The organism is Cupriavidus campinensis (assembly GCF_905397395.1).
In the GTDB taxonomy this organism is placed as follows: Bacteria; Pseudomonadota; Gammaproteobacteria; order Burkholderiales; family Burkholderiaceae; genus Cupriavidus; species Cupriavidus campinensis.
This window is the reverse complement of sequence record NZ_CAJPVH010000003.1, coordinates 31,896-47,261: the sequence shown is the minus strand read 5'-3', so window position 1 is coordinate 47,261 and position 15,366 is coordinate 31,896. Positions and strand designations below refer to the sequence as shown.

15 protein-coding genes and 1 tRNA gene are annotated in these 15,366 nt (G+C 67.2%); 12 read left to right on the top strand and 4 right to left on the bottom strand.

Annotated elements, in window-relative coordinates:
- On the bottom strand, window positions 1-1,263 hold the full coding sequence (locus KHO18_RS02920) for a TIGR03862 family flavoprotein (RefSeq protein ID WP_144201675.1): 1,263 nt from the start codon (window positions 1,261-1,263) through the stop codon (window positions 1-3).
- A gap of 157 nt (window positions 1,264-1,420) precedes the next feature.
- On the opposite strand from KHO18_RS02920, the gene KHO18_RS02915 reads away from it, so the two are divergent.
- Window positions 1,421-2,530 (top strand): acyltransferase family protein, encoded by a 1,110-nt coding sequence (locus KHO18_RS02915; protein ID WP_144201673.1) that lies wholly within the window; start codon window positions 1,421-1,423, stop codon window positions 2,528-2,530.
- A 53-nt stretch (window positions 2,531-2,583) separates the two neighbouring features.
- Window positions 2,584-3,186 (top strand): DUF1415 domain-containing protein, encoded by a 603-nt coding sequence (locus KHO18_RS02910; protein ID WP_211942753.1) that lies wholly within the window; start codon window positions 2,584-2,586, stop codon window positions 3,184-3,186.
- Window positions 3,187-3,240: 54 nt separating this feature from the next.
- Here the strand turns inward: KHO18_RS02910 and KHO18_RS02905 are convergent, their stop codons facing one another.
- Window positions 3,241-4,083 carry a class I SAM-dependent methyltransferase gene (locus KHO18_RS02905; RefSeq protein WP_211942752.1) on the bottom strand — a complete coding sequence of 281 codons (843 nt, stop codon included), beginning with the start codon at window positions 4,081-4,083 and terminating at the stop codon, window positions 3,241-3,243.
- A 261-nt stretch (window positions 4,084-4,344) separates the two neighbouring features.
- Between KHO18_RS02905 and KHO18_RS02900 the strand changes: the two genes are divergently transcribed.
- The 4 genes from KHO18_RS02900 to KHO18_RS02885 all read left to right on the top strand — a co-directional run bounded on the left by KHO18_RS02900 (window position 4,345) and on the right by KHO18_RS02885 (window position 7,575).
- Window positions 4,345-5,958 (top strand): DUF342 domain-containing protein, encoded by a 1,614-nt coding sequence (locus KHO18_RS02900; protein WP_144201667.1) that lies wholly within the window; start codon window positions 4,345-4,347, stop codon window positions 5,956-5,958.
- Between the two features lie 189 nt (window positions 5,959-6,147).
- The gene (locus KHO18_RS02895) at window positions 6,148-6,594 is read left to right on the top strand and encodes a response regulator transcription factor (RefSeq protein WP_186296952.1); all 447 of its coding nucleotides are present in this window, start codon (window positions 6,148-6,150) and stop codon (window positions 6,592-6,594) included.
- Window positions 6,595-6,992: 398 nt separating this feature from the next.
- Window positions 6,993-7,271 carry a type II toxin-antitoxin system RelE/ParE family toxin gene (locus KHO18_RS02890; RefSeq protein ID WP_144201665.1) on the top strand — a complete coding sequence of 93 codons (279 nt, stop codon included), beginning with the start codon at window positions 6,993-6,995 and terminating at the stop codon, window positions 7,269-7,271.
- Between the two features lie 19 nt (window positions 7,272-7,290).
- Entirely contained in the window at window positions 7,291-7,575 is a 285-nt protein-coding gene (locus KHO18_RS02885; protein ID WP_313818701.1) for a HigA family addiction module antitoxin, read from the top strand.
- Between the two features lie 115 nt (window positions 7,576-7,690).
- On the opposite strand, the gene KHO18_RS02880 is transcribed toward KHO18_RS02885, so the two are convergent.
- Window positions 7,691-7,766: transfer RNA gene (locus tag KHO18_RS02880), tRNA-Thr, on the bottom strand.
- Window positions 7,767-7,945: 179 nt separating this feature from the next.
- On the bottom strand, window positions 7,946-9,013 hold the full coding sequence (locus KHO18_RS02875; protein ID WP_144201661.1) for a porin: 1,068 nt from the start codon (window positions 9,011-9,013) through the stop codon (window positions 7,946-7,948).
- A 682-nt stretch (window positions 9,014-9,695) separates the two neighbouring features.
- Between KHO18_RS02875 and KHO18_RS02870 the strand changes: the two genes are divergently transcribed.
- From KHO18_RS02870 to KHO18_RS02845, 6 genes are all read left to right on the top strand, one after another.
- Window positions 9,696-10,532, top strand: coding sequence for an NAD-dependent epimerase/dehydratase family protein (locus tag KHO18_RS02870; protein ID WP_144201659.1), 837 nt, complete (start codon window positions 9,696-9,698; stop codon window positions 10,530-10,532).
- Between the two features lie 43 nt (window positions 10,533-10,575).
- Window positions 10,576-11,433 carry an SMP-30/gluconolactonase/LRE family protein gene (locus KHO18_RS02865; RefSeq protein WP_211942785.1) on the top strand — a complete coding sequence of 286 codons (858 nt, stop codon included), beginning with the start codon at window positions 10,576-10,578 and terminating at the stop codon, window positions 11,431-11,433.
- 98 nt (window positions 11,434-11,531) lie between these two features.
- The gene (locus KHO18_RS02860) at window positions 11,532-12,542 is read left to right on the top strand and encodes a TRAP transporter substrate-binding protein (protein ID WP_144201657.1); all 1,011 of its coding nucleotides are present in this window, start codon (window positions 11,532-11,534) and stop codon (window positions 12,540-12,542) included.
- A gap of 145 nt (window positions 12,543-12,687) precedes the next feature.
- Window positions 12,688-13,137, top strand: coding sequence for a TRAP transporter small permease (locus KHO18_RS02855; RefSeq protein WP_244844498.1), 450 nt, complete (start codon window positions 12,688-12,690; stop codon window positions 13,135-13,137).
- Window positions 13,128-14,411 carry a TRAP transporter large permease gene (locus KHO18_RS02850; protein WP_211942751.1) on the top strand — a complete coding sequence of 428 codons (1,284 nt, stop codon included), beginning with the start codon at window positions 13,128-13,130 and terminating at the stop codon, window positions 14,409-14,411. The genes KHO18_RS02855 and KHO18_RS02850 overlap by 10 nt, the downstream gene beginning before the upstream one ends.
- Window positions 14,384-15,337: an aldose 1-epimerase gene (locus tag KHO18_RS02845; RefSeq protein WP_244844487.1), complete on the top strand. Its 954-nt coding sequence runs from the start codon at window positions 14,384-14,386 to the stop codon at window positions 15,335-15,337. The genes KHO18_RS02850 and KHO18_RS02845 overlap by 28 nt, the downstream gene beginning before the upstream one ends.
- Window positions 15,338-15,366 lie beyond the last annotated feature (29 nt).

Sequence of the window (15,366 nt, the reverse complement as noted above, 5' to 3'; positions counted from 1 at the left end):
TTACATACCCATCAGATAGTTGGCCGCGCCCAGGCCGGCCATCCGCCCACTGGCGAAGCAGGCTGTCAGCAGATAGCCGCCGGTGGGCGCCTCCCAGTCCAGCATCTCCCCCGCGCAGAACACGCCCGGTATGGCGTTGAGCATCAGGTGAGCGTTCATTGCCTCGAACGCCACGCCGCCGGCCGTGCTGATGACTTCGTCGATGGGCCGCGCGCGCACCAGCCGCAGCGGCAGCGCCTTGATGGCCGCCGCGAGGGCGGCCGAATCATGCATGTCGGCCTTCGACACCGCTTCATAGAGCAACCCCGCCTTGACCCCGGTAATGCCGAGCTTGCTCTGCAGGTGGCTCGACACCGAGCGCGAGCCGCGCGGACGGGCGATCTCGTCGGCCACGCGTGCCGCGCTCATGCCGGGCGCCAGGTCCAGGTGGATCTCGGCGCTGCCATCCCGTTCGATGAGATCGCGGATCGGGGCGGATAGCGCGTAGACCAGGCTGCCTTCGATGCCGGTCGCGCTGATCACGAACTCGCCCTGACGATGCAGCGGCGTGCCGTCCGGCGCGGTGACCGCCATCGCCACGGATTTCACCGGCTGGCCGGCGTAGCGCTCGCGGAAGACGGCGGACCAGTCCACATCGAACCCGCAATTGGCGGGGCGTAGCGGGGTGATGGTGACGTCACGTTCGGCGAGCCAGGGGACCCAGGCGGCGTCCGAGCCGAGCCGCGCCCAGCTGCCGCCGCCCAATGCGAGCACCACGGCGGGCGCCGATACCGTCGATTCGCCCGCCGGCGAGGCGAAGCGGAGCCGTCCGGCATCGTCCCAGCCCAGCCAGCGATGGCGGGTGTGCACGCGCACGCCCGATTCCCGCAGCCGATGCAGCCACGTGCGCAGCAGCGGCGCGGCTTTCATCTCGGTGGGGAAGACGCGGCCGGAACTGCCGACGAAGGTGTCGATGCCGAGGCCGTGCACCCAGGCACGCAGCGCCGGGCCGTCGAACTGCGCCAGCAGCGGTGCGATGCGGTCGGCCCGCTGGCCGTAGCGCGCCAGGAAGGCCGGCGCGGCCTCGGCATGCGTGATGTTCATGCCGCCCTTGCCAGCCATCAGGAACTTGCGGCCGACCGAGGGCATGGCGTCGTAGACGTCTACCGTCACGCCGCGCCCGGCCAGCGCCTCGGCCGCCATCAACCCGGCCGGGCCGCCGCCGATGACCACGGCGTGGGGCGTGCCAGAAGGGGCGGATGCTGAAAAGGAGGAGGCGGACATGGGCGGTGGCCGGTTGGCGGAGCAGGGGGAAGAGACGCGGGACGCCGCGCATTATAGGTGACAGCGCTCCGGCACCACGGCCGTGCGCGGACGTGCGGTGGCGCACAGCGGGCGCTCCCGGCGCCGGCCAGACTCGTTTAAAACAGGGGAGGCTTCCATGAGCTCAGCACCGCGCAATCCCACCATCGACATGTGCAGGGGCATCGGCATCGCGCTGGTGGTCTTCAGCCATGCCTGGGCCCTGCCTGATCCGGTGTATCGGGCGATCTATTCGATGGCCTTTCCCGCCTTCCTGCTGCGGGCCGGGCTGGTGTTCCAGCCCTCGCGGGCGGTGGCTGCACCGGCGTCGCACCTGTGGGGCAAGTTCATGCGGCTGGTGGTGCCGGCCTGGGGCATGGGGCTGGTGCTGGCGGTGCCTTATATCGTCGCCTGGGCGCTCGGACGGTTTCCCGACGACGAATTCGCCATGCGCTTTGTCGGCACCATGACCGGGTCCGCCATCAACGAATGGAATTTCCTGAGCACGCCGCTGTGGTCGCTGTTCTGCCTGTTCTGGCTGGACGTGGCGGCTACCGCGCTGGCGCGGCTGGGCCCGAGCGTGGCCGGGGCGCTGATGACCGGCGTCGGGCTGGTCTGGATTGTCTTCACGCAGGGTGGCGGCACGTGGTCGGACGTGAATCCGGTGGAGTGGCCGTTCTCGCTGCGTAACGTGGGCTGCGCCATGGTGTTCTACGGCGCCGGGCTCTGGCTGGGCGGCGGCAAGGGGCCCCGGGCCGCCGCGGTGGGGCCGATGCAGTTCACGCCGGCCTCGCTGACCATGCGGCGCGCCCTGTTGCTGGTGGTTACGCTGGCGGTCTGGGTGCTGGCCGTGCGCCACGCGCCGGATGTCTTGAATGTTTCGCGCAACCGCATCGGCACCACGCCCATGGCGATGGCGATGACCCTGCTCGCGGCCTTCGCCGGCACCGCGCTGCTGTGGCAGGTGGTGGTGCTGCTGCCAACCTCCCGCGCGGTGGTCTGGCTCGGCACGCATACGCTGCCCGTGTTCGGCTTCAACTACCTGGTCAACAAGATCGTCTTCGAGACGGCCACCCGCGCTGGGGTGGAGGTGGCGCGGCTGGGCAACTGGTGGTGGGTGCTCGCGCTGATCGAGCTGGCGCTGCTGTGCGCCATCGCCTGGGTGCTGGACCGCATGGGGCCCATCGGCGACCTGTTCAATGGCCGGCCGCTCAAGCGGGTGGGGCGAGAGAAGGCGCGCATGGCCTGACCTCGGGGGGAGGCGGGGCGTAGAATGGCGCTTTGCCAGCCGCTGTCCCCGCCATGCCTGCCTTTCCTGATTCTGCCGATGCTGCCGATGCTGCCGATGCCACCGATGCCCAGGTCGTCGAGGCCGTGCGCCATTGGCTGTCGCGCGCCGTCATCGGCCTGAACCTGTGCCCGTTCGCCAAGAGCGTCTATGTGAAGGATCAGGTGCGCTACGTGGTCAGCCCGGCCACGCGGGCCGAAGACCTGCTCGAAGAACTCGAGGGCGAACTGCGCGCGCTGGCGGACGCCGATCCGGCCCAGACCGACACCACGCTGCTGATCGTGCCGCACGCGCTGGCGGACTTCCTCGCCTATAACGACTTCCTGTACTTCGCCGAGCGCCTGCTGCGCAGCCTGCGGCTGGCCGGCACGCTCCAGATCGCCAGCTTCCACCCGGACTACCAGTTCGAGGGCACCGAGGCGGACGATATCGAGAACTACACCAACCGCGCGCCGTATCCGATCCTGCACCTGCTGCGGGAAGACAGCATCGCGCGCGCCGCCGAGGCGTTTCCGGACGCCGCCGATATCTACGAGCGCAACCAGGCCACCATGCGGCGGCTGGGCATCGACGGTTATCGGCGGTGGATGTCGGAAAAATCCGAAGACGAAGGCTGATCCGGGCGCAGTTCAGGGCGTCCCGGGCGCTTCCGGGGGCTGCACGGGGCGGTGTCAGGGCGCGGTGAAGAACCGCTCGCCCATTTCCTCGAGTCCCAGCGTCTCCAGCACGTTCTGGAGCCGGTCGGCCGCCCGCTTGCGCGGCAGGTCCTTGTACTGGGCGATGATCAGCTCGTTTTTCATCGAATGTTCCCAGCCCACCAGTTCGGTCACGCTGACCTGGTAGCCGTGCGCCTCGAGCTGCAGGCAGCGCAGCACATTGGTCACCTGGCTGCCGAACTCGCGCGTGTGCAGCGGATGGCGCCAGATCTCCGTCAGCGGATTGCCGGCCAGCAGCTTGCCCTTGTGCTTGCGCAGCACGCTGGCCACCTCGGCCTGACAGCACGGCACCAGCACGATGTGGCGTGCCTGCCGGGCCAGGGCGAAGCGGATGGCGTCGTCGGTGGCGGTGTTGCACGCGTGCAGCGCGGTCACCACGTCCACCGTGGCGGGCAGGGCGGGCGAGGTGATGGATTCGGCTACCGACAGGTTCAGGAACGACATCCCCGGGAAGCCCGCGCGTGTGGCCAGTTCCTGCGAGCTCTTCACCAGTTCCTCGCGGGTCTCGATGCCGTAGATATGCGAGTTCTGGCCCTGTTCCTCGGGCAGATCCTTGAAGAACAGGTCATAGAGGATGAAGCCCAGATAGGACTTGCCGGCGCCATGGTCCACCAGCGAGACCGCGCCGCGCGCGTCCGCCACCTCGCGCAGCAGCGGCTCGATGAACTGGAACAGGTGATAGACCTGCTTGAGCTTGCGGCGGCTGTCCTGGTTCATCTTGCCGTCGCGCGTCAGGATGTGGAGTGCCTTGAGCAGCTCGATGGACTGGCCGGGACGGACTTCGTAACTATTGGACATGGAAGGCAAAACCTGAGGCGGGGACATCGGAGGGCGACAGTTTACCGAAATCCCGCCCCCCGGACCGCCATCCCCCGATTTCCGGGGCTTTCCGCGCGAGTGATACCCCACTTTTGTGGGCTAAAGTTCACGCCACCCGCTGCCGTTGATCAAAGATCGACGACAAGCAGAGTTGGCGGCAGCAAACGGTAATCCTTGCGGAAGGATCGGGGCCACGGCCCGGCCGGACTGCCATCGCCTGCCACACAGAAGCGGGGACACATGACAACCGACGCCGGACTACGCCTGGAACTGAGCCAGCCAGGGGACCACGTACGCGCGTGCTTTACACCGGAACCAGGACGCCTGCCGCCTGACCGCGCCACCCTCGAAGCCAGCCTCGAGGAACATGGCTGGCGCGGCGCGCGGCTCGACCAGAGCGCGGTGAACGCCTTCCTGACCCAGTGCCAGCTAGCCGACGGCGAGGTCGACGGCGTGATCGGCAGCCTGCTCGACGGGGCCTTCGAACTCGAAATTACCGCTGACAAGCTGTCCCTGCTGCTGACGCTGATGCCGCCCGAGGGCGGCCGGGCGATCGATATCGAAGACATTGCCGCCGCGGCGACCTCGATGGGCGTGGTGGCGCTGCTCGACAAGGCGGCCATCGAAGTGGCGCTGGAGGCCGGCAGCTGCGAGGGACGTGAAATCGCGCGCGGCGTGGCGCCGGTGCAGGGCCAGGCGGCACGCTTCGACAGCCTGGTGCAGCCGCGCAAGCCCGCGCAGAGCGAGAGCGAGGATGACCGCTTCGACCTGCGCGACCTGGGCAGCCTGCTGCTGGTGAACCCCGGCACGGCACTGATGCGCCGCACCCCGGCAAAGGCCGGCCAGGACGGCATGGATATCCTGGGCAAGCCGATTCCGGCCGAGCCGATGGTCGACACGCCGTTCGCGGCGGACCTGACCGGCGTGGCCATCGACCCCAATGACCCGCTGCTGCTGCTGGCCGTGATCGCCGGATCGCCGCGCGTGCTGCCGAGCGGCGTGATCGTGAGCCCGGTGGTGGACGTGGAGGCGGTGGACCTGCATTCGGGCAATGTCACGTTCGATGGCTCGCTGCGCGTGTCGGGCGACATTCGTACCGGCATGTCGGTGCGCGTGACCGGCGACGTGGTGGTCAGCGGCACGATCGAGGCGGCGCACGTGGAGGCCGGCGGCGACGTGATCGTCAAGGGCGGCATCATCGGCAAGGCCGAGACCGCGCACGGCGCCGATTCTGGCGAAATTGCGAGTGTGCGCAGCAAGGGCGCGGTGCATGCGCGCTATATCCAGAATGCGATTGTCGAGGCAGCCACCGAGGTGGTGGTGGAGAGCGGTATCCGCCAGAGCGACGTCTCGGCGGGCGAGCGCGTCACGGTAGGCAGCCCGACCGGCCAGGGCAGCATCAGCGGCGGCCGCACCCGGGCGCTGGCCAGCGTCAGCACGGCCATGCTCGGCGCGCCGGCGGGCACGGCCACGACCGTGCAGGTGGGCCTCAACCCGTTTGCCGACCAGCAGAAAGCGGAGCTGGAGGAGCAACGGCGCAAGATCCTGGAGGAGCAGGCCAAGCTCCAGCAACTGGCCGCGTTTTTCGCGAAACATCCAGAGCGCGCCGTCGGCGACATCCGCGAGAAAGCGCGTGCGACGATGTACAAGATCAACCGCGACCTGTTCGAGCTGGACGCCGAGATCGCCAGGCTGGCCGAGCAGATGAAGCCGTCGGAGGAGGCGGTAATCGCCGTGGGGCGGCGCATTCATGGCGGCGTGACGATGCAGGTGGGCCACAAGATCCTCAAGGTGATGGAGGACAAGACCGGCGGCCAGGTACGCGTGGTGGACGACCGGATCTCGGTGACCTGAGCGCGGCCGTGTTACGGCGGGCTGGGTCGACGTTACGGCCGCCGTAACATTGGCGCGTCCCTCCGGCCGGCATGTCCGGCGGCGGTCTTCCCTTGTCCGGCAAGGGTTTGCGGGCCGATCGGCTTGCCCTTCTTCCTATGGCATGGCCCTTGCGGATGGCTCCCCGGCAAGACCAACGGGGAGACAGCCATGCGCGCGATCATCATCGACAGCCAGCCACTGGTGCGGATCGGCATCCTGCGGATGCTGGAGCACCTGCCGGACATCGGCCCCATCCGCAGCACCGACCCGGAGTCCATCGGGACGCTGCCCGTGACCGACGAACGGGTGCTGGTGGTGTACGGCATGTCCAGCGAGACCACAGACAACTGGGGGCTGCTGCGCCGGCTGCATCGCAGGATGCCGCAGGCGCGCATCCTGCTGCTCTCCGACAACGTCTGGCTGCACGTGCCGTCGTCGCTGCAGGTCTGCGGGGTGGTGGAGCAGGCCCCGAAATCGGCTTCCATCGAACGGCTGGAGGCGGCTATCCAGCACCTGCTGGGCAGCGCGGGCGCCCTGCCGCAGCCGGCACCCCGCTCGGACGCCTGGCAGCCGCTGCATCTGCCCCAGGCCCTGCTCGCCCCGGCTGCGCGCTGAGCACGCCGAATGACGCCCGCTGAAGGACACCCGCCATCGCGGGAAATCTGCACTAAGCTGGAAGGGTGTCCTGGGGTGCCGCAGGATCCGCGACAGCTAGTTCCGGGCAGCGAATGAAGACGCGGTCCAGCACACTGCGAAGGCGTTACGCGGAACCGGATCACGAGGCACTGGAATCAGGAAAGCCAACCTGCGCAAGCGGTTGGCTTTTCTTTTTGGTGGGTGGCGAACTTGGAGAACGTGGTGATTGAGAGGAATCTGATTTTGCGGGGAGGGCGCTTGCGCGTGTGCGGGCGGTCCTAGAATCGGCCTTCCCTATTTCGATGGAAAGCACGATTGGCTGATTGCGTTGCGTAACCCTAAGGGTTACACTCTCCGCCGACGATTGCCGTCTCACCATGATTCGCTCATTTGCGCACAAGGGTCTCGAACGCTTCTTCACCACAGGCAGCACGGCGGCGATTCCCGCGATGCACGTCAAGCGGTTGCGGCTGATCCTGGCGCTGCTGGACGAGGCAGGCTCCGCGCGCGATATGGATGCGCCCGGCTTGCGACTGCACGCGCTCAAGGGCGACCGCGCGGAGCTTTGGGCCGTGACGGTGCAGGCGAACTGGCGGGTGACCTTCCGGTTCGAGAACGGGGACGCGCACATCGTCAACTACATTGACTATCACTAGTGAGAGGGGCGCCATGCGCATGCACAATCCACCGCATCCGGGCGAGTTGCTTGCGGAGCTTTGGCTCGAGCCGCTGCGGCTGACGATTACCGATACCGCCGCGGCGCTCGATGTTTCGCGGAAGACGGTTTCCGAGATCGTGAATGGCCGGGCTGGCGTCACGCCGGAGATGGCGGTTCGGCTTGAACTGGCGTTCGGCAAGAGCGCCGAGTCTTGGCTCGCGCATCAGGCCGCGTACGACCTGTGGCAGGTGGACCAGTACCGCAGCGAGCTGCGCGTGCGCTCGCTCCAGCCCGCGACCTGAGCTTCGCCCCAAGTGCGCCGCCCATGAAGCGCCGCCCATGAAAAAACCCGCAGCGCTTGCGCGGTGCGGGTTTTTGAAGGCGACGCGGTAAAACTGGCGTCGCCGGTAATGCTGTTGGTGCCGAAGAGAGGAATCGAACCCCCGACCTTCTCATTACGAATGAGCTGCTCTACCGACTGAGCTACTTCGGCAACACCGTTGAGTGTTTCCAGCGCCTTGCGTTGCTTGCGAAACAATCGAACTGAGCCCGCAATCTTAGCGGTGAGTTTTGGGTTTGGCAAGACCCCCGTGCAGATTTTTTGCGCGATTCTTGCTGTGGCAACGTCGCCGGAACAACGCGGAAAGCCGGCGACGCGCCACAGGCGTCACATCAGAATTTGTGGCGCAGGCCGGCCATCACGCCAACCCGGCTACCGTGGCCGTAGAACGGAGTCTGGAACGTGGACTGGCCGCCCAGGGTGCGCCAGGCGTCGGTCAGGTTCGTGTAATCGGCCTCGATGTACACGTCCGTGCGCTTGCTGAATGCGTAGTCGAGCATCAGGGCGCCGGTGAAGCGGTTGCCGGAATCGTCGCCGTGCTTCAGGTGGTCGTAGGTGCCGAGTGCGATCACGGACCACGCGTTGGTGAACGCGTATTGCAGGCCCAGGTAGCCGGCCTGGTTCTTGTAGCCGGCGTTGTCGACATTGCTGTTGGTGTAGCCGAGGTAGACCGTGGCCGGGCCGACCTTGTAGGTGCCGCCCAGCGTCCAGACCTTCTGGTCGCTTACGGGTACGGCCACGCCGTAGTACGCCGCCGTGTCGCGCATGATCTGGTAGCCGCCGCCGACCATGAACGGGCCCGAGGCGTAGCTCACGCTGGCGCCCGTGGAGGACGAGTTCGAGAAGCTGCCGGCCACTTCGCCGAAGGCGTGTTGCGCCGCGATCGAGAACCCGCCGAACCGGCCCGAGTACTTGATCATGTTGTCCTGGCGCACGCCGCCGGTGTAGTTGCCGCCCTGGAAGCCGACGATGGCGAGGTTGGCCAGCGCCATCGCGTCATAGCTGGCAATGACTTCGTGGATCACGGTGAACTGGCGGCCCAGCGTGACCGTGCCGAAGTCACCCTGCAGGCCGACGTATGCCTTGCGGCCGAACAGGCGGTTGCCTTGCAGGCTCTGGCCGGCGTCGGGCGAGAAGCCCGATTCGAGCACGAACAGCGCCTGGTAGCCGCGGCCCAGGTCTTCCAGGCCGTACATGCCCCAGCGGCTGCCGGTGAGCACGCCGTCGGTCATCTGGACCTTGCCGTTGCCGGCGGCGGATTCGTTCGAGGTATAGCGGATCGTGGTGTCGACAATGCCGTACAGCGTGACATTGGATTGCGCGTGGGCGGGCGCCGTGGCGCCCAGTGCTGCGGCGCCGAGTGCTGCGGTAGTGAAGAAGGGCGCGAGGGCTCGCTTCATGGTTTGCGTCTCCATCCTGGCTCGTTATGGGTTGTTGTTGCGGAATGGCCGGTGCCTGTTTTCTTTGTGGACTTCTGCGACGTCCTTGGCTCAGGCATTGACCTGCACCGGCGTGGCGTGAAGGCGGCCCTGGATGGGCAATCCAGGGCGCCGGGACTGCTGATTGCCGGGGTTGGGAAAGGCAACTCAGGTCATCAGATGTCCTATGACATCGTACCTTACAGAAAAATAACGTCGCAAGACATAGGACGAGACATTAGTCAGCACGCAACACTAGAGCGGGGTGTCAGTTTTGCCAGGACAACCGGCCGAGGCCAGACATTTCGGCATCGCCGGCGTGATGCCTTTGTCGGTGCAGGGACGATGCACGAAAGCCTCGGCGCAATCGATGGATTTGCGTTGATCCATGTGCGAAGCCGGTTTCCGGGCGATTGACCGTGCGGCGTACCGCAAAAAGACCCCGTTTTCAAAGCGGCAAATTTACCCAAAACACCAATACGCGCAAATTCGTTTCAGTTGTCTGCAAACTAAAACTTCTAGGGAATTCACTGACGTTGCACCGCCTTGACCGCAGGTTGACGGACGATTAGATTCCAGTCACGTTGTATGACGACAGATCAATCAACCTATCCACATATCCCGCGAGGCCCTTGGCGGGGCCACGCCAGCGCATCCCGAACCTATGTCCCTCGCCCCCAAAGATCCGCTCGACGGTGTTGTCACCCGTTGCCATCGCATCCTGCTGACCGGCGCGGCCGGCAACCTCGGCAAGGTCCTGCGTGACCGCCTGAAGCGCTATGCCGATGTGGTGCGCATCTCCGATATCGCCGACCTCGGCCCGGCAGGCGCGCAGGAAGAAGTCGTGCCTTGCGATTTGTCTGACGCCAAGGCCGTCCACGCGCTGGTGGCGGGCGTCGATGCCATCGTCCATCTGGGCGGCGTGTCGGTGGAGCGTCCGTTCGAGGAGATCCTGCCGGCCAATATCCAGGGCACCTACCACCTCTACGAGGCGGCGCGGCGCCATGGCGTGCGGCGCATCGTGTTCGCCAGCTCCAATCACGTGATTGGCTTCTACAAGCAGGGCGAGGTGCTCGACGCCGATTCGCCGCCGCGCCCGGACGGCTATTACGGCGTGAGCAAGGCGTTCGGCGAGCAACTGGGCAGCTTCTATTTCGACCGCTACGGCATCGAGACCGTGGCGCTGCGCATCGGCTCGTCGTTCCCGGAGGCGAAGGACCGCCGCATGCTGGTCACCTGGCTCGGCTACGACGACCTGGAGCAGTTGATCAAGCGCGCGGTCTTCGTGCCGGAGGTGGGTTTCACGATCGTCTACGGCGCCTCGGCCAACCGCGATAGCTGGTGGGACAACAGCAAGGCGGCGCGGCTCGGTTTCCGGCCGGTGGAGTCGTCGGAGCAGTTCCGGGCCAAGGTGGAATCCGTCCCGCCGCTGCCGGCGGACGACGCGGCGGGCTGGTACCAGGGCGGCGCCTTCGTCAAGGCCGGTCCGTTCGGGGACTGACGCCGTGAGCGCCCCCATCTCTCAAGGCGAACGCATTGGCGACATGCGCTGCGGCGTGGGCGAGAGCCCCGTCTGGCACGCCGCCGAGGCTGCGCTGTACTGGACCGATATTCCCGGCCGCACGCTGTGGCGATACGACCCGGGCAGCGGGCAGACCGACCACTGGAGCCTGCCCGAGATGGCCGGCTGCATGGCGATGACGCCGGACGGCGGCTGGCTGCTGGCAATGGAAACCGGCCTGTTCCGCGTGGCGCGGCTGGTGCCGGGGCAGGCCACGCCGCCGCTGCAACGCGTGGCCACGGTGGCGCATGCGCGCGCCGGCATGCGCTTCAACGATGGCCGCGCGGACCGCCAGGGCCGCTTCTGGGCCGGCACGATGGTCATGGACATGTCGCTGGCCGCGCCCGACGGCAAGCTCTATCGCCATGACCCGGTCACCGGTGCGCTGGATGTTATGCGTGACGGATTGATCACCCCCAACGGACTCGCCTTCAGCCCCGATGGCCGCACGATGTATCTGTCCGATTCGCATCCCGCGCGGCAGGCCGTGTGGGCGTACGACTACGACACCGACACCGGCACGCCGTCCAACCCGCGCCTGTTTATCGACATGAACCGCTACCCGGGCCGCCCCGACGGCGCCGCCGTGGATGCCGATGGCGGCTACTGGATCTGCGGCAACGACGCCGGCCAGATCCACCGCTTCACGCCCGATGGCCGGCTGGACCGGTCGCTCGCGGTGCCCGTGGCCAAGCCGGCGATGTGCGCGTTCGGCGGGGCCGGGCTGGACACCCTTTATGTCACGTCGATCCGCACCGACGACACCGATCCGCTCTCGGGCGCGGTGTTCGCGCTGCAACCGGGCGTGCGCGGCCTCGAGGAGCCCATGCTGCGCGCGTGAGACCCCAATCGTCGAATCGCCGAATTGCCGTATCGCTTGCCCGCAAGCACCCAAGTCTTGAAGTCTTGATCGAAAAACTACAAATCCGGAGGCACTTCATGTTTTCTACCCGACTCCCGCGCGTCCGCCTGGGCGCACTGATGGCCGCCATGGCCGCCGCTGCTGCCACCTTGGCCACCGTGGCGATGCCGATGGCCGCGCAGGCCGCGGACATGCGCTCGGCTGACATCCACCCCGAGGACTACCCGACCGTGCAGGCCGTACGCCACATGGGCGAGTTGCTCAAGCAGCGTTCCAATGGCCGGCTGACGGTCAAGGTGTTCGCGCAGGGCTCGCTGGGCAGCGAGAAGGATGCGATCGAGCAGACCAAGATCGGCGCGCTGTCGATGGTGCGCGTGAACTCGGCGGCCATGAACAACATCTGCGAGGCCACCATCGTCCCGACGATGCCGTTCCTGTTCCGCTCCACCGACCACATGCGCCACGTGCTGGACGGCCCGATCGGCGACGACATCCTGAAGTCGTGCGAGAAGAACGGCTTCATCGGCCTGGCCTGGTATGACAGCGGCTCGCGCTCGATGTACACCACCAAGCGTCCGATCCGCACGCTGGCCGATGCCCGCGGCATGAAGATCCGCGTGCAGCAGTCGGACCTCTGGGTCTCGCTGCTGGAGGCGATGCACGCCAACGCCACGCCGATGCCGTGGGGCGAGGTCTACACCGCGCTGAAGACCGGCCTGGTCGATGGCGCCGAGAACAACTGGCCCAGTTACGAAAGCTCGCGCCAGTTCGAGGTGGCCAAGTACTACTCGCTGACCGAGCACTCGATGGCGCCCGAGATGCTGCTGTTCTCGAAGGTGATGTGGGACCGCATGTCCAAGGATGACCAGGCGATGGTGCGCCAGGCCGCCAAGGACTCGGTGCCGTACATGCGCAAGCTGTGGGACGAGCGCGAGCTGAAGTCGCGCAAGATGGTGGAGGCCGCCGGCGTGCAGATCATCAGCGTCGACAAGACCTCGTTCCAGGCCGCGATGAAGCCCGTCTATGACCGCTTCATCACCAGCGCCCAGATGAAGGACCTCGTGCGCCGCGCGCAGGATACGAAGTAAGGGTAAGGGCGCCATCATGCTTTCGTCTTCTCCCACCCCGGCCACGCCGGTGGATGGTGCGCCGGGGCCCGCTCCGGCCCCGGTCTCCAGCCCCACCGGCGCCAGCCTCTACACCCGCTTCTGCGCCACGCTGGCTCGCGCCTGCATGGCGCTGGGCGTGACCGGGCTCTTGCTGCTGGTCATTGCCGTGCTCACGCAGGTGTTCGGCCGCTACGTGCTCAACGACACCCCCACCTGGGCCGAAACCATCGCCATGCTGCTCGTGCTCTACGTGACGATGCTCGGTACGGCGGTGGGCGTGCGCGACGCCGGCCACATCGGCCTGGAGTCCCTGCTGGTGCTGCTGCCCGAGCGCATCCGAACCAGGATCGAGCTGCTGATCCACGTGCTGGTCGGCACCTTCGGCGCGGTCATGGCCTACAACTGCGCGCTGCTGGCGCTGTCCGTGGCGGACTACAAGCTGCCCACCCTCGGCATCTCCGAGGGCTGGCGCTACCTGCCGCCGGTGATCGCCGGCGCGCTGATCGTGCTGTTTTCGATCGAACACATCATTGCGGTGCTGAAAGGCACGGAAGTGGAGCCGGCATGGCACTGATCATTCTCTCCATCAGCTTCTTCGGGCTGCTGGTCCTTGGCGTGCCGGTGGCGTTCTCGATCGGGCTGTCGGCGGTCATCACCATCCTGTACGAGGGCCTGCCGCTGGCCGTGGTGTTCCAGCAGATGACCTCGGGCATGAACGCGTTCTCGTTCCTGGCCATCCCGTTCTTCATCTTCGCCGGCGAGCTGATGCTGTACGGCGGCATCGCGGACCGCATCGTCAACTTCGCCAAGTCGATGGCCGGCCATGTGCGCGGTGGGCTGGGCATGTCGAACGTGCTGGCGTGCACGCTGTTCGGGGGCGTTTCCGGCTCGCCGGTGGCCGATGTGTCGGCCATGGGCGCGGTGATGATCCCGATGATGAAGCGCGAGGGCTACCACGCCGACTACGCGGTCAACGTGACCACGCACGCGGCGCTGGTCGGCGCGCTGATGCCGACCAGCCACAACATGATCATCTACACGCTGGCGGCGGGCGGGAAGGTGTCGATTGCCGCGCTGATCCTGGCCGGCGTGCTGCCGGCGCTGATCCTGACGATCTGCAACCTGGCCGCCGCCTACTTCGTGGCGCGCAGCCGGGGCTATCCGGCCGGCAAGTTCCCGGGCTGGGACATCGTCGGCCACTCGCTGGCGGCGGCGTTGCCCGGGCTGTTCGTGGTGGTGCTGATCCTGGTGGGCATCCTGTCCGGCGTGTTCACGGCGACGGAGTCCGCGGCGGTGGCAGTGCTCTACGCGCTGGCGCTGACCGTGCTGGTCTACCGCTCGCTGACGCGCGAGCAGTTCGTCAAGGCCGCGGCCAGGGCGGTCAAGACCACCGGCGTGGTGCTGCTGCTGATCGGCATTTCCGGCACTTTCGGCTACCTGATCAGCCTCTATGGCGTGGCCGAGCTGACCGGGCAGTTTCTGAGTTCGCTGTCCACCAGTCCGTGGATGATCTTCCTGATGGTGAACGTGATGCTGTTCATCCTCGGCACCTTCCTGGACATGGCCGCCACCATCCTGATCTGCACGCCGATCTTCCTGCCGATCTGCCAGCACTTCGGCATGGGGCCGGTGCAGTTCGGCATGATGATGCTGATCAACTGCGCGCTGGGGCTGAACACGCCGCCCGTGGGCACGACGCAGTTCGTCGGCTGCGCCATCGGCGGGGTGTCGGTGGGGCAGGTGATGAAGACGATCTGGCCGTTCTACGGGGCGCTGCTGGCGGCCCTGCTGATGGTCACCTACGTGCCGGCGTTCTCGATGTGGCTGCCGGACCTGCTGCTGAAGTGAGCGGCTGGCTGACCCCCGGCGCACTGCACACCGTGCGCGCGGGCGCCCACGTCCTGACCGTGGCGCCCGCCGCCGGTGGCCGCATGGCCGCGCTGACCACCACGCGTGCCGATGGCAGCGCCATCGACTGGCTCGCGCCGATGCCGGCCGCCGCGCTGCGCGACGGCTTCGAGGCCCGCGCCTGGCCCAAGGCCGGCAGCTATCCGCTGCTGCCGTACTCGAACCGCATCCGCGATGGCCGGTTCCGCTGGCAGGGGCGCGAGGTCCAGTTGCCGCCGCATCCGGGCCAGCCGCACGCGATGCATGGCTTCGGGCACGTCCGCCCCTGGCAGGTGGTGGAATCTCAGGAAAATGCGATCACGCTGGCGCTCCAGCATCCGCCCGGCACCGACTGGCCCTGGGCCGTGCTGGCGCGGCAGTCGCTGGTGCTGGACGAGGCGGGCCTCGCCGCCGCGCTCGACATCCGTAACGTGGGGGATACGCCGATGCCGGTGGGTGGCGGCTTCCATCCGTTCTTCGCCCGGCCGCCCGGCCTGCGCATCCAGTTCGACGCGGCGCATGTCTGGCCGGCGGACGGCGGCGGGGTGGCCACGGGCCGCGCGGCGATCGGGCGGCGCGAGGCCTTCCTGCGCGAGCGCCATCTGCCCGACTCGGACCTCTCCGTCTATTACAGCGGCTGGAAGCGCCAGGCCACGCTGCGGCGCGCGGACGGCGCCACGCTGACCCTGCGCGCCGCCGAGCCGCTCGAGCACCTGATCCTCCACGCGCCCGGCGGGTGCGACTTCGTCTGCCTGGAGCCGGTGTCGCACGTGGCGGACGCTGTCAACCTGCGCGCGCGGGGCTGGGAGGGCACCGGCCTGCGCGCGCTGGCACCTGGTGAGTCGGTCACGTTCCGCATGCAGTGGCTCATCGAGGTGCCGCGCTGATATGCAAACAGGGCGCCGGAGCGCCCTGT

Coding starts and splice junctions, on each gene's coding strand:
- KHO18_RS02920 (WP_144201675.1), bottom strand. CDS start 1,263: ATGTCCGCCTCCTCCTTTTCAGCATCCGCCCCTTCTGGCACGCCCCAC.
- KHO18_RS02915 (WP_144201673.1), top strand. CDS start 1,421: ATGAGCTCAGCACCGCGCAATCCCACCATCGACATGTGCAGGGGCATC.
- KHO18_RS02910 (WP_211942753.1), top strand. CDS start 2,584: ATGCCTGCCTTTCCTGATTCTGCCGATGCTGCCGATGCTGCCGATGCC.
- KHO18_RS02905 (WP_211942752.1), bottom strand. CDS start 4,083: ATGTCCAATAGTTACGAAGTCCGTCCCGGCCAGTCCATCGAGCTGCTC.
- KHO18_RS02900 (WP_144201667.1), top strand. CDS start 4,345: ATGACAACCGACGCCGGACTACGCCTGGAACTGAGCCAGCCAGGGGAC.
- KHO18_RS02895 (WP_186296952.1), top strand. CDS start 6,148: ATGCGCGCGATCATCATCGACAGCCAGCCACTGGTGCGGATCGGCATC.
- KHO18_RS02890 (WP_144201665.1), top strand. CDS start 6,993: ATGATTCGCTCATTTGCGCACAAGGGTCTCGAACGCTTCTTCACCACA.
- KHO18_RS02885 (WP_313818701.1), top strand. CDS start 7,291: ATGCACAATCCACCGCATCCGGGCGAGTTGCTTGCGGAGCTTTGGCTC.
- KHO18_RS02875 (WP_144201661.1), bottom strand. CDS start 9,013: ATGAAGCGAGCCCTCGCGCCCTTCTTCACTACCGCAGCACTCGGCGCC.
- KHO18_RS02870 (WP_144201659.1), top strand. CDS start 9,696: ATGTCCCTCGCCCCCAAAGATCCGCTCGACGGTGTTGTCACCCGTTGC.
- KHO18_RS02865 (WP_211942785.1), top strand. CDS start 10,576: ATGCGCTGCGGCGTGGGCGAGAGCCCCGTCTGGCACGCCGCCGAGGCT.
- KHO18_RS02860 (WP_144201657.1), top strand. CDS start 11,532: ATGTTTTCTACCCGACTCCCGCGCGTCCGCCTGGGCGCACTGATGGCC.
- KHO18_RS02855 (WP_244844498.1), top strand. CDS start 12,688: ATGGCGCTGGGCGTGACCGGGCTCTTGCTGCTGGTCATTGCCGTGCTC.
- KHO18_RS02850 (WP_211942751.1), top strand. CDS start 13,128: ATGGCACTGATCATTCTCTCCATCAGCTTCTTCGGGCTGCTGGTCCTT.